Raw genomic sequence first — 12,071 nt, forward strand, 5'->3', positions numbered from 1 at the left:
GTTGGGCCCACGGACGGACATCGAGCTGGTCGAGCAGGCGAACGCGACCCTGTACGAGACCATCGAGCGCGGCGATCATGAGGCGCTGTCCGAGCTGTGGCTGGACGGTCAGGTGAGCGTGGTCCACCCCGGGTGGCCGGTGCTGCGCGGGCGCGGCGAGGTGCTCCGCTCGTACGCCCTGATCATGGCGAACACCGAGTACATCCAGTTCTTCCTCACCGACGTGGAGATCGACGTCATGGGCGACACCGCCCTGGTGACGTGCACCGAGAACATCCTCAGCGGCGGCCCCGCGGAGGACGACGGCTCGGTGGGGCCGCTGATCGGCCAGCTGGTCGTCGCGACCAATGTCTTCAAGCGCACCGAGGACGGCTGGCGGGTGTGGGCGCATCACGGGTCGCCGGTGCTGGCGGACCGGGAGGGCGAGGAGGACGAGAACGGGGGAGACGGGGACGACTAGGCACTTCGGACGGATCGCCGTGCGCGGCGGACGCCTCACGGTGGTCACGGTGGACAGCCTCACGGCGGTCACGGCGGACGCCTCACGGGGACGCCTCACGGTGGTCACGGCGGTCACGGTGGCCACGGCGGACGTCTGCTGAACCTCCGGTGAACACCGCGGATCCGGCGTCCGGCGTCTCACGATGCGGGCGCGGGCGGGGTGTGAGCCTTGCCATGGCCGTCGGCCCTTGCGCTCATGATGAGGGGCTGCCCAGCGTGTCAGCGGCGGGCGTCAGTCATCCGGACGACGGCGCACCCGTTCGAGCCAAGTGGGGCACGGGTAGGGGTGGCGTGGGGGAAGAGGGGTAAGAGGCGCGCGGACGATCTCCCGGCCCGTGCGGGGGAGCCGTGTCTAGCAGCAGGGCGGGGTCTTGTCCATAGTCATCCATAGCCCCCGTGAGCGAGGGCTGTCGGTGCTCGAAGGTAGATTCGATGACGGGGCGGAGCGGGCGGACCGCTCCGGTGCCTGCCCGGAACCGACGAACAGTGGCGCCAGAGGTGCCGTGGACCAGTGGGAGTGATTCGCGTGGATCGTGTCGCGCTGCGTGGCCTGAAGGCCCGGGGCCACCACGGGGTGTTCCCCCGGGAGCGCGAGGAAGGCCAGACCTTCATCGTGGACCTCGTCCTCGGTCTGGACACCCGCCAGGCGGCGGCCTCCGACGATCTCGCGAAGACCGTGCACTACGGCATCGTGGCCGAGGAGGTGGTGGCCGTCGTGGAGGGCGAGCCCGTCGACCTCATCGAGACCCTGGCGGAGCGCATCGCCGACCAGTGCCTCAAGCACGAGGGCGTACAGGAAGTGGAGGTGGTGGTGCACAAACCGGATGCGCCGATCACCGTCCCCTTCGACGACGTGACCATCACCATCACTCGGAGTCGAGTACATGAACACCAGCAGTGACCCGACCGTACAGCCGGTGCCCGCCTCCGTCGTGGAGCAGGTGGACGCCGCCGATGTGACGCTCTCCAACCCCAAGCGAGCCGTGCTCTCCCTCGGCAGCAACCTCGGCAACCGCCTGGAGACCCTCCAGGGTGCCGTCGACGCGCTGGAGGACACCCCCGGTCTGCGGGTCAAGGCGGTCTCCCCGGTGTACGAGACCGAGCCCTGGGGTGTGGCGCCGGGCACCCAGCCGTCGTACTTCAACGCCGTGGTGCTGATCAAGACGACGCTGCCGCCGAGCTCCCTCCTGGAGCGCGGGCACGCGATCGAGGAGGCCTTCGAGCGGGTCCGCGACGAGCGCTGGGGGCCGCGCACCATCGACGTCGACATCGTGGCCTATCAGGACGTGGTCTCCGAGGACCCGCTGCTGACGCTGCCGCATCCGCGCGCCCATGAGCGGGCGTTCGTGCTGGCGCCCTGGTACGACATTGACCCGGAGGCCGAGGTTCCGGGTCGCGGCGCGGTCGGGGAGCTGCTCGCGGCGGTCGGCCGCGACGGTGTCGTGCCGCGGGCGGACCTGGAACTGCGACTGCCTGAGTAGCCGTTAGGGTTGCGGTCGTGACAGCAACAGGGGCATGACGGTGCGAGAGGCGATCGCTCGGTGAGGCAGCTACACATCAAGGTGCTGGTCGGGCTGTTTCTGGCGGCCGGGGTGCTGGCCTGGGGCGGCGCCCGGCTGTGGGACTCCTACGGCACCCTGCCCAGTGTGCCGGTGGCCGCGCCGATCGTGCTGGCGCTGATCGCCGCCGTGCTCGCCGGCACCGCCTTCTCGCTCCGGTCGCGGCTGCGCGCCCAGCGTGAGCGCCGGCCCGGCGCCAAGGGCGTCGATCCGCTGATGGCCGCCCGCTCGGTGGTCTTCGGGCAGGCGAGCGCCCTGGTGGCGTCGCTGGTCTCCGGGCTGTACGGCGGTGTCGGCGTCTTTCTGCTGACCGCCGGGCTGGAGGTCGAGCCGCGCCGGGACCAGGTGATCCACGCCGGCCTGTCGGTGCTCGCCGGTGCGGCCGTGGTGGCCGCGGCGGTCTTCCTGGAGCGGGTGTGCAAGCTGCCGGACGACGAGGACCGGGGCGGGGCCGACGCGGCGCTCTGACGCCGGTGTGCTGATACCGGTGTGGTGGATGCGGGTGCGTTGCTACCGGTGTGGTTGACGCCGGTGCGTCGCTACCGGTGTGGTTGATGCGGGTGTGTTGATAGCGGTGCGCTGACGCCGCGCCGGGCCCTCAGGCATTCGGAGCCGGAGCCGGAGCCGCGCCGCCCTGCTGCACCCCGTCGCCGTCTCCATCTCCGTCTCCATTTCCGTCCCTGTTGCCGGTGGCGCGGCGCAGCGCGGTGTGCAGCCCGGCGGGGGTCAGGACCCCCAGGTGGCGGTCGTCGCCGTCCCGGACCCCGATCCAGCCCGCGTCGTGCTGGAGCATCGTGCTGAGCGCCTGCTTGAGCGGGGCCCCGAGCGGGAGCCAGGCGGTCATCCGCCGGGCGTGCTCCCGGACGGTGCCGACGCGAGGGGCGGCACCGTCCGGGAGCGCACCCGGGAGCACACCCGTGAGCTCCCCGGCCGTCACCCACCCGTACGGTGCCCCGTCGGCGTCCAGCACGACCGCCCACGGTGCCCCGTCGGCGGTCAGCCGGTCGGCGGTGCGGGCCGCGGAGTCGTCGAGCCGGACGACCGGGGGCTGCTCGAGGTCGCCGGGCCCGACGGGGGTGACGGCGAGCCGCTTCAGGTCCCGGTCGGCGCCGACGAACTGGGCGGTGTACGGGGTCGCGGGGGCGCCCAGGACCGTCGCCGGGGTGTCGAACTGCTCGATGCGTCCCGCCCCGTAGACCGCGATCCGGTCGCCGAGCCGGACCGCCTCCTCGATGTCATGGGTGACGAAGAGGACCGTCTTGTGCAGCGTGGACTGCAGCCGCAGGAACTCGTTCTGCAGATGCTCGCGGACGACCGGGTCGACCGCGCCGAACGGTTCGTCCATCAGCAGGACGGGCGGGTCGGCGGCGAGCGCGCGGGCCACGCCGACGCGCTGGCGCTGGCCGCCGGAGAGCTGGTCGGGGTAGCGGTCGCCGTACGTCGCCGGGTCCAGGCCGACCAGGTCGAGGAGTTCCGCGGCGCGGGCCCTGGCCTGTTTGCGGGGGCGGCCGAGGAGGTGCGGGACGGTGGCGGTGTTGTCCAGGACGGTCTTGTGGGGGAAGAGCCCGGTCTGCTGGATGACGTAGCCGATGCGGCGCCGCAACTGGACGGGGTCGACGGTGGATATGTCCTCGCCGTCGAGGAGGATCCGCCCGCTGGTGGGCTCGATGAGCCGGTTGACCATCTTCATCGTCGTGGTCTTGCCGCAGCCCGAGGGGCCGACGAGCGTGACGAGTTCCCCCTCGGCGACCTCGAAGGTGAGGTCGTCCACGGCGGTGGTGCCGTCGGCGTAGCGCTTGGTGACGTGCTCGAAGCGGATCATTCTTCCCTCAAGTGTGGATGGCTCAGCTGTGGATGGATTTGGCCCGTGGGGGCGGCCCTCCGCGGTGGCCCATGGTGGCCGGGCGGTCGTGAAGATCACGAATTTCATGAACGCGGTGTTGCGCGCGGATGGCGGGGTAGCCGGTGTTGTGGCCGGTGAGCCGGGGCGACCGGGCGATTGTCAGTGCTGGGGTTTAGGGTCGCAGACGTCGCCGAGAAGTGAGCAAGAGGGCGGGGGAGGTGACGGGCCATGAACGGCATGGCTGCCGGACCGAGTTGTCTGGAAACGAACGACTGGATCTGCGGTGAGTATGTCCGCACGCGCAGTCAGGAGTTGCTGGACGCGACGGTCCAGCACCTCGGCATCACCGCCGTATCGGTGGTGATCGGCCTGGCCGTCGCCGTTCCACTGGCGCTGCTGGCCCGGCGCTGGCGGAGTGCCGCCGGGCCGGTCCTGGGGCTGACGACGGTGCTCTACACGGTCCCGTCACTGGCGATGTTCGCCCTGCTGACCCCGGTCTTCGGGGTCTCGGCGGCGGTGGTCGTCACGGGCCTGGTGCTCTATTCGCTGACGATCCTGGTGCGCAATGTCCTCGCCGGTCTGCAGGCGGTGCCCGCCGAGGTGCGGGAGGCCGCCCGCGGGATGGGGTACGGCCCCGCGCGGCTGCTGTTCGAGGTGGAACTCCCCCTTGCGCTGCCCGCGGTGGTGGCCGGACTGCGGATCGCCACGGTCTCGACGGTCGCGATGACGACCATCGGCTCCGTCGTCGGCTACGGCGGCCTGGGCAATCTCATAGCCAGCGGGATGGCGGGCTTCTTCAAGGCGGAAGTGCTGACCGCGTCGGTGCTGTGTGTGCTGCTGGCGCTGGTGGCCGATGTGCTGCTGTTGGGCCTTCAGCGGCTGCTCACGCCCTGGGCGCGCCCGCGGACGAAGCCGAAGGGGGCCCCGGACGCCCGGAGCGGTGCCCGTACGGCGAAGGCGGTGGGCTGATGGAGGCGATCACGGGCTCCTGGCAGTGGCTGACGACGGCCGCCAACTGGGCTGGGGAGAACGGGGTGTGGCACCGCCTCACCGAGCACCTCTGGCTCAGTGCGCTCTGCCTGGTCCTCTCCTGCCTGATCGCCCTGCCGGTGGCGCTGTACCTGGGGCACCTCGGCAAGGGCGGGGCGCTGGCGGTCAACATCTCCAACGTGGGCCGTGCGGTGCCGACCTTCGCGGTGCTGGTGCTGCTGACGCTCAGTCCGCTGGGGCGGTACGGCGAGTGGCCGACGGTCATCGCGCTGGTGCTGTTCGCGGTGCCGCCGCTGCTGACCAACGCCTATCTGGGCATGCGGGAGGCGGATCGCGATGTGGTCGAGGCGGCCCGGGGGATGGGGATGTCGGGCCCGCAACTCCTGCTGCGGGTCGAGATACCGCTCGCCTATCCGCTGATCATGACGGGCCTGCGGTCGGCCACGGTCCAGGTGGTGGCGACCGCGACCCTGGCCGCGCTGGCCGGCGGCGGAGGGCTGGGCCGGATCATCACCGCGGGCTTCGGCAACTACGACACCGCGCAGGTCGTCGCGGGTGCGCTGCTGGTGGCCGTGCTCGCCCTGGCCGTGGAGGGCGTCCTCATCCTCGTCGAGCGACTGCTGGACCCGCTGCGAGGACGACGGCGCGGCACCCGGACGGCACGGCGTACGGCCTCTCGTACGTCCGGCCGTGCGTCCGGCGGTATGTCCGGCCGTGCGTCCGGCGGTACGTCCGAGGAAGCCGCCCCGGCTCCGTCGGTCCCGTCGGACCCGTCGGACCCGGTCTCGCCCGACCCTGCCCCGTCGGGTCCGGCCCCGCCCGGCCCGGCGCGGCCGGACCCGATCCGAACGAACTGAAGGTGGAAGGTGGCATCCATGAGCAGCATGTCGCGTGCGGCCCGTACCGCGCTTGTCGCGGGCACCGTGGTCGCGTCGGCGGCCGGGCTGGCCGCGTGCGGCCAGAGCCTGGAGGAGAAGGGCGGCGCCAACGGCAAGGGCGGCAAGGGCGAGATCGTCATCGGCTCGGCCGGTTTCACCGAGTCCAAGGTGCTCGCGGAGGTCTACTCCAGGATCCTCGCCGATGCCGGTTACCGCACCCGAATACAGACGCTCGCCAATCGCGAGCTCTATGAACCGGCCCTGGAGAAGGGCCAGATCGATGTGGTGCCGGAATACGCCTCCACCCTCGCCGAATTCCTCAATGCGAAGGTGAACGGCAGTAAGGCGAAGCCCGTCGCCTCCAGCGACATCGACAAGACGGTGACGGCACTCGGGAAGCTCGCCGGGCCGCGCGGACTCAAGGTGCTGCCGGCGGGCCCGGCGACGGATCAGAACGCCTTCGCGGTCAGCCGGGAATTCGCCGCCGAGCACCGGCTGAAGACCCTCTCCGACCTCGGCAGATCGAAACAGAAGATCAAAGTCGCGGCGGGCGAGGAGTGCGAGACCCGGGTGTTCTGCAAGCCGGGCCTGGAGCGTACGTACGGCATCGACATCGCCGGCCTGGATCCCAAGGGAGTCGGGACCCCGCAGGCCAAACAGGCGGTCAAGGACGGCACGGACCAACTGGTGCTCACCACGACCACGGACGCCACCCTCGACAACTTCGGACTGGTGCTTCTCGACGACGACAAGAAGCTCCAGAACGCCGACAATGTGCTGCCGGTGGTGAATGCCAGGACCGCCGGTGACAAGGAGATCGAGGCCGCGCTCGGGAAGCTGACGCGCGTGCTGACGACCGAAGACTTGATCAACTTGAACCGCAAGGTCGATGCCGAGCGGCTCAAGCCCACGGATGTCGCGCAGGCTTATGTGGAGTCCAAGGGGTTGGTCAAGAAGTAACCAGCGGGAAACGGATTGGTGTGCGGGGCCCCACAGGTCCCGCACGCACGGTAAGTTTCTGGCCATGCCACGAGGACGCCACCGCCATTCACCACCCCTCCACCGGCTGCTTCCTCCTGTGACGGTCGCCGGTGCGTCAATCGCCTGCGCCGCGGGCGCGTGGTTCGTCGGCGACGATCTGGTGCAGCGGGTGCTCGCCGCGGGCGCGGCGGCCGCCGCACTCACCGGCGCCGTCCTGCTGCGCAGCTGGGACCGTAACGCCGGCCGCCGGGTCGCCGAACTCAGCCGCGCCCGGACGCGCGACGAGTGGCGTACCGAGGAGCGGATAGCCGAGCTCGAAACGGATGTCGAGGAGTCCCGCGAGCTCCGCACCGCCCTGGACGCCAAACTCCGTGCCAAGCGGGCCGAACTGGCCCGGCTGCGCAGCGAACACGCCGAACTGCTGCGCCGTTACGCCACCGCCGAGACCGAGCGGGCCAGTGCCCTGGAGGTCCGCCGGCTGCTGGCCATCGAGTCCGCCTCCCCGGCCACTTCGGTCACTTCGGCCCTTGTCCCGGCTCGCCGCGAGTCCGCGCCCGCCCCCGCAGCGGACGGCTCGGCCGCGGCCCCGGCTCCGGCCACGTTCGCGCAGGCCGACCAGGCGCTTCGTCAGCTCGCCCGCAACGCCGCCCGGCAGCGCGCCGCCCAGCGATCCGCCTCCGCTCAGCAATCCGCCTCCGCCCAGCAGTCTGCGCAGGACGCGGCCCAGGGCGCTACGGATACGGCCGGGAGCGGCGGGGACGGTGACAACGGCCGGGGGAACTCCCCGGCGGCCGCCGCCGAGCACACGGGCGGCGTACCTCACGCCCGTACGGCTGCCGCCGCCGGACCCGCGCTGCGCCCGGTCCCGGCCGCCGCCATCGCCCCGTCCCGTCCCACCGCGTCCCGCGAGCTGGGCGGTTTCGACTTCTTCGGCAACACGACCTCGCCCGGACCCCGGCAGCTGACCGCACCGTTGCAGGACGACCTGGCGGACGTCGTGGGCGACGAGGCCGTCGCCGAGCAGTCGGCGCGCGCGGAGGCCCGTGCACAGTCGTCCGCGTCGACCACTACGTCCGCGTCATCCACGAAGAATCGCGTGGAGGCTGCGGCCGAGGCGGACGACGTGGACTCCGTGGACGCCGCAGAGGACGTGAAGGCCGCAGACGACGTGGACACCGCGGAGGACATGGACGTCCCGGATGCAGGTGATTCCGGTGATGCCGCTGATGCCGGTGAGGTCATCGACCTGACCGCGCACGACGAGACCGAGCAGCTCGACGTCGGCGCACTGCGCAGCGCCATCTCCTGACCCGCCCGGACGCCCAGACGCCCGGACGCCCAGACGCCCGGACGGACGACGCGTGGCCCCGGAGCCGGTGGAGGCTCCGGGGCCGCCTTCGTTCAGTTGTCCACAGGATGTGGACGGGCCCGGAGGGGCCTACTTGTCGATGTCCCCCACCACGAAGAACATCGACCCGAGGATGGCGACCATATCGGCCACCAGCGTCCCCGGCAGCAGCTCCACCAGCGCCTGGATGTTGTTGAACGACGCCGAGCGCAGCTTCAGGCGGTAAGGCGTCTTGTCGCCCTTGGAGACCAAGTAGTAGCCGTTGATGCCCAGCGGATTCTCGGTCCAGGCGTAGGTCGCGCCCTCGGGCGCCTTCAGGACCTTGGGCAGCCGCTGGTTGATCGGCCCCGGCGGCAGCTCCGCGATCCGGTCCAGGCAGGCGTCGGCGAGATCGAGCGCGTTGTGGCTCTGCTCCAGCAGGCACTCGAAGCGCGCCAGACAGTCGCCCTCCTCCCGGGTGACGACCTTCAGCGTGGACCCCAGCTCCCCGTACGCCAGATACGGCTCGTCACGCCGCAGGTCGAAGTCGACACCGGAGGCCCGGGCGATCGGCCCCGAGACGCCGTACGCGTGCACCGCCTCCGGCGCCAGCACGCCGACCCCGCGGGTACGGCCGCGGAAGATCTCGTTGCCCAGGACCAGGTTGTCGAAGACGTCCATACGGGAGCGCACATCGGCGACGGCCTGCCGGGCCCGGCCGAGCCAGCCGGCCGGCAGGTCCTCCTTGAGGCCGCCGACGCGGTTGAACATGTAGTGCATCCGGCCGCCGGAGATCTCCTCCATGACGGTCTGCAGCTCCTCGCGCTCCCGGAACGCGTGGAAGACCGGCGTGATACCGCCCAGCTCCAGCGGGTACGAGCCGAGGAACATCAGGTGGTTCAGCACCCGGTTCAGCTCGGCCAGCAGCGTCCGCATCCATACCGCCCGCTCGGGCACCTCCATGCCCAGCATCCGCTCGACGGCCAGCACCACACCCAGCTCGTTGGAGAACGCCGACAGCCAGTCGTGCCGGTTGGCGAGCATGATGATCTGGCGGTAGTCGCGCGCCTCGAAGAGCTTCTCGGCACCGCGGTGCATATAGCCGATCACCGGCTCGGCGTGCTGGATCCGCTCACCGTCGAGGACGAGGCGCAGCCGCAGCACACCGTGCGTCGAGGGGTGCTGCGGGCCGATGTTCAGCACCATGTCGGTGCTTTCCGCCGCGCCGCCGATGCCGACCGTCGTCTCCGTCATGGCAACAGTCTCGCAGCACGCCGTCCGCGGCCGTCAGGCGTCCCGGTCCTCGAGCCGTGTGAGCAGCCCTGCACACTCCTCGCCCACCGGCTCCAGCAGCCAGCCGAAGCCGCCCAGGCCCGCCGGGTCGGTCAGCTCCGCCGCCGCACCGGCAGCGCTCAGCGCCCGTATGTACGCGGCCGGGTCGGCGGTGGCCAGGGTGAGCGACGGGCGACGGCCGTCCACCCCCAGGGCGTGCAGCGCCTCCCGCTGGGTGAGCCGTGCCGCCGACGGCCCGGCGCAGGCGTCCAGCGCCACATGCGCCGTGATGTCGCAGCCGCCGTCCGGTACGGGGCGGACCTCGCGGCCGTCGCGGAAGCCGGTGAGCGTGCCGAACGGCGGGCGATGGCCCCGTTCGTGCGCGTAGTCGGCGGCGACGGCGAGCCCGGCGCGCAGCGTCCGGACGGCCCGCGCCCAGGCCTCGTCCCGTGGGCGGCCGATCTCGGCGCGCAGCCCCGGGGGCGGGGCGCCCGTCCCGGTAGCCGCGGTCAGTGCTTTATCCGCGGTCAGGGCTTTATCCGAGGTCAGTGCCTTATCCGAGGACAGCGTGGAATCCGAGGACAGCGTGGAATCCGAGGACAGCGTGGAATCGGACGACAGCGCGGGATCGGACGACAGCGCGGGATCGGACGACAGCGTGGAGTCGGACGACAGCGTGGAGTCGGACGACAGCGGCGGCGCCCACCACCGGCGCAGCCACTCCGCGTCCGCGCCGTCGACCGGATCGCCCAGCCGCTCGGTACCGTCGTCGCGCACCAGCACCCGGCGCGGCACCCCGTCCGCGTCCGTCTCCACGACGTCCACCGGCACATTGTCGAGCCACTCGTTCGCGAACAGCAGCCCCGCGACCGAGCCCACGGCGGGCAGCTCGGCCCGCCACTCGATCCGCGGGTCCAGGCCCTCGGGGCGCGCGGCCCGCTCGACGGCGCACGGGCGCAGCCGCGCCACGACCCCCTCCGGCAGTGCGGCCAGCACCCCGGTCAGCAGCTCGCCGCGGCCCGCGCCCACGTCGATCAGCGCCAGCTCACCCGGATGGCCGAGAGCGGCGTCGACGCGGCACAGGAGAGTGGCGACGGCGCCCGCGTACAGCGCGGAGACATGCACCGAGGTACGGAAGTGACCGGCCGGGCCGGGGCCCCCGGTCCGGGTGTAGAAGCCCTCGTCCGGGCCGTACAGCGCCCGCTCCGTCGCTTCCCGCCAGCCACGCCACTCGTTCGTCACACGACCACGGTACGGGCGGGCACCCGGCCCGTACCCGGGGGCTTCGCAGGTTATGGCAGGTCATGCCACGTCATGCCAGGTCATGCCAGGGTCCGGCACATATGGCGCAGAGGTTCTCCACCTTGGGGAGTAGACCCGGCGCGGAGGATCGCTCCTCCGGTTGACTCATGCACCTATCAGGCCTGCCTACGCTGGGTGACGTGCACCGTCTCTACGACTTCCTCCGCAGGCACCCGACGGGGGTGGACAGCTTCTGGGCCATCCTCCTGCTCGGGTTCAGCCTGTTGTCGATCGGCTCGGGGGAAGCCGAGGGCAAGAGTCCTGCCCCTCTCATGATCTTCACGGTCGGCCTCTGCCTCGCCGTGGCCCTGCGTCGCAAGGCCCCCGTGCAGATGCTGCTGCTGACCATCGCCATCGGCGTCGGCCAGTTGATCTCCGACACCGTGGCCCTCACCGCCAACCTCGCGATGTTCGTGATCGCCTACACCGTCGCCTCCAGCCCCACCATCCCCCGCTGGGCGTCGCGCTCCGCCCTCGCCGGCGCCGTCGTGGGCCCCACCCTCGCCGTGTGGCGCTTGTCGGAGGGGTCGTCCTCGACGGTGCGGGACAAGCTGATCGGTGCGGTGCTGGTCACCCTGCCGCTCGTCCTGGCCTGGGTGCTCGGCGACTCCATGCGCACCCGCCGCGCCTACTGGGCGCAGCTGGAGGAGAAGGCCACCCGGCTGGAGAAGGAGCGCGAGGCGCAGTCCCGGATCGCGGTCGCCGCCGAGCGGGCCCGGATCGCCCGCGAGCTGCACGACGTCGTCGCCCACAACGTCTCGGTGATGGTCGTCCAGGCCGACGGGGCCGCGTACGTCCTCGATGCCGCGCCCGAACAGACCCGGCAGGCTCTGGAGACGATCTCCGGCACCGGCCGTCAGGCGCTGGCCGAGATGCGCCGCCTGCTGGGCGTCCTGCGCACCGGCGAACAGCCCGAGGGCGGCGAGTACGTCCCCCAGCCCGGCGTCGAGCAGCTCACCGAACTTGTGGACCAGGTGCGCGGCGCGGGACTGCCGGTCGACTTCCGGGTGGAGGGCGAGCCCCGCCCGCTGCCCAGCAGCATCGAACTCACCGCGTACCGCATCGTCCAGGAAGCACTCACCAATACGCGCAAGCACGGCGGGTCCGATGTCCGCGCGACCGTCCGCCTCGCCTACCGGGACGACGAACTCGATCTGCTCGTGGAGGACGACGGGCGCGGTGCGCAGCACGAGCTGTACGAAGAAGGCGGGGCCGACGGCCTCGGCCACGGTCTGATCGGGATGCGCGAACGTATCGGTATGGTCGGCGGCAGCCTGACCGCGGGGCCGCGGCCGGGCGGCGGCTTCCGGGTCAGCGCGGTACTGCCGTTCAAACCGGCCCAGTGAGGACCGGCCAAGCTCATGCTGCCGCAGCCCCGGCCCGCTCGCCCTTGTCCCCACCCGCTCGCCCTTGTCCCC

At 71.5% G+C, this 12,071-nt stretch carries 12 protein-coding genes; 9 read left to right on the forward strand and 3 right to left on the reverse strand.

Features of this window, described 5'->3' with window-relative positions:
- The first annotated feature begins 1 nt into the window (after position 1).
- The 4 genes from ACFY12_RS33345 (at position 2) to ACFY12_RS33360 (ending at position 2,528) form a co-directional block, all read left to right on the forward strand.
- Positions 2 to 460: a nuclear transport factor 2 family protein gene (locus ACFY12_RS33345; protein ID WP_390719772.1), complete on the forward strand. Its 459-nt coding sequence runs from the start codon at positions 2 to 4 to the stop codon at positions 458 to 460.
- 567 nt (positions 461 to 1,027) lie between these two features.
- The gene (folB, locus tag ACFY12_RS33350) at positions 1,028 to 1,402 is read left to right on the forward strand and encodes a dihydroneopterin aldolase (RefSeq protein ID WP_066933703.1); all 375 of its coding nucleotides are present in this window, start codon (positions 1,028 to 1,030) and stop codon (positions 1,400 to 1,402) included.
- On the forward strand, positions 1,386 to 1,982 hold the full coding sequence (gene folK, locus ACFY12_RS33355) for a 2-amino-4-hydroxy-6-hydroxymethyldihydropteridine diphosphokinase (RefSeq protein WP_390719714.1): 597 nt from the start codon (positions 1,386 to 1,388) through the stop codon (positions 1,980 to 1,982). The genes folB and folK overlap by 17 nt, the downstream gene beginning before the upstream one ends.
- Positions 1,983 to 2,042: 60 nt before the next feature.
- On the forward strand, positions 2,043 to 2,528 hold the full coding sequence (locus ACFY12_RS33360; protein ID WP_390719715.1) for a DUF3180 domain-containing protein: 486 nt from the start codon (positions 2,043 to 2,045) through the stop codon (positions 2,526 to 2,528).
- Positions 2,529 to 2,658: 130 nt separating this feature from the next.
- On the opposite strand, the gene ACFY12_RS33365 is transcribed toward ACFY12_RS33360, so the two are convergent.
- Positions 2,659 to 3,882, reverse strand: coding sequence for an ABC transporter ATP-binding protein (locus ACFY12_RS33365; protein WP_390719716.1), 1,224 nt, complete (start codon positions 3,880 to 3,882; stop codon positions 2,659 to 2,661).
- A 249-nt stretch (positions 3,883 to 4,131) separates the two neighbouring features.
- On the opposite strand from ACFY12_RS33365, the gene ACFY12_RS33370 reads away from it, so the two are divergent.
- The 4 genes from ACFY12_RS33370 (at position 4,132) to ACFY12_RS33385 (ending at position 8,061) form a co-directional block, all read left to right on the forward strand.
- Positions 4,132 to 4,872: an ABC transporter permease gene (locus tag ACFY12_RS33370; RefSeq protein WP_390719717.1), complete on the forward strand. Its 741-nt coding sequence runs from the start codon at positions 4,132 to 4,134 to the stop codon at positions 4,870 to 4,872.
- Entirely contained in the window at positions 4,872 to 5,750 is an 879-nt protein-coding gene (locus tag ACFY12_RS33375) for an ABC transporter permease (RefSeq protein WP_390719718.1), read from the forward strand. The genes ACFY12_RS33370 and ACFY12_RS33375 overlap by 1 nt, the downstream gene beginning before the upstream one ends.
- A 27-nt stretch (positions 5,751 to 5,777) precedes the next feature.
- Positions 5,778 to 6,731: an ABC transporter substrate-binding protein gene (locus tag ACFY12_RS33380; protein WP_390719773.1), complete on the forward strand. Its 954-nt coding sequence runs from the start codon at positions 5,778 to 5,780 to the stop codon at positions 6,729 to 6,731.
- Between the two features lie 64 nt (positions 6,732 to 6,795).
- Positions 6,796 to 8,061: a hypothetical protein gene (locus ACFY12_RS33385; protein WP_390719719.1), complete on the forward strand. Its 1,266-nt coding sequence runs from the start codon at positions 6,796 to 6,798 to the stop codon at positions 8,059 to 8,061.
- A 129-nt stretch (positions 8,062 to 8,190) separates the two neighbouring features.
- Here ACFY12_RS33385 and ACFY12_RS33390 read toward each other — a convergent pair whose 3' ends face one another.
- Positions 8,191 to 9,333: an NADH-quinone oxidoreductase subunit D gene (locus ACFY12_RS33390; protein ID WP_390719720.1), complete on the reverse strand. Its 1,143-nt coding sequence runs from the start codon at positions 9,331 to 9,333 to the stop codon at positions 8,191 to 8,193.
- Between the two features lie 33 nt (positions 9,334 to 9,366).
- Positions 9,367 to 10,593: an SAM-dependent methyltransferase gene (locus ACFY12_RS33395; protein WP_390719721.1), complete on the reverse strand. Its 1,227-nt coding sequence runs from the start codon at positions 10,591 to 10,593 to the stop codon at positions 9,367 to 9,369.
- A gap of 200 nt (positions 10,594 to 10,793) precedes the next feature.
- Here ACFY12_RS33395 and ACFY12_RS33400 point away from each other — a divergent pair, with 200 nt between their 5' ends.
- Positions 10,794 to 11,999 (forward strand): sensor histidine kinase, encoded by a 1,206-nt coding sequence (locus ACFY12_RS33400; protein ID WP_390719722.1) that lies wholly within the window; start codon positions 10,794 to 10,796, stop codon positions 11,997 to 11,999.
- Positions 12,000 to 12,071 lie beyond the last annotated feature (72 nt).

It is taken from the genome of Streptomyces sp. NPDC001339, assembly GCF_042895955.1.
Taxonomy (GTDB): domain Bacteria; phylum Actinomycetota; class Actinomycetes; order Streptomycetales; family Streptomycetaceae; genus Streptomyces.

What these genes read in the sequence shown, in the direction of transcription:
- ACFY12_RS33385 (WP_390719719.1), top strand. Translation starts at nt 6,796, where the DNA reads ATGCCACGAGGACGCCACCGCCATTCACCACCCCTCCACCGGCTGCTT.
- ACFY12_RS33380 (WP_390719773.1), top strand. Translation starts at nt 5,778, where the DNA reads ATGTCGCGTGCGGCCCGTACCGCGCTTGTCGCGGGCACCGTGGTCGCG.
- ACFY12_RS33370 (WP_390719717.1), top strand. Translation starts at nt 4,132, where the DNA reads ATGAACGGCATGGCTGCCGGACCGAGTTGTCTGGAAACGAACGACTGG.
- folK (WP_390719714.1), top strand. Translation starts at nt 1,386, where the DNA reads ATGAACACCAGCAGTGACCCGACCGTACAGCCGGTGCCCGCCTCCGTC.
- ACFY12_RS33365 (WP_390719716.1), bottom strand. Translation starts at nt 3,882, where the DNA reads ATGATCCGCTTCGAGCACGTCACCAAGCGCTACGCCGACGGCACCACC.
- ACFY12_RS33375 (WP_390719718.1), top strand. Translation starts at nt 4,872, where the DNA reads ATGGAGGCGATCACGGGCTCCTGGCAGTGGCTGACGACGGCCGCCAAC.
- ACFY12_RS33390 (WP_390719720.1), bottom strand. Translation starts at nt 9,333, where the DNA reads ATGACGGAGACGACGGTCGGCATCGGCGGCGCGGCGGAAAGCACCGAC.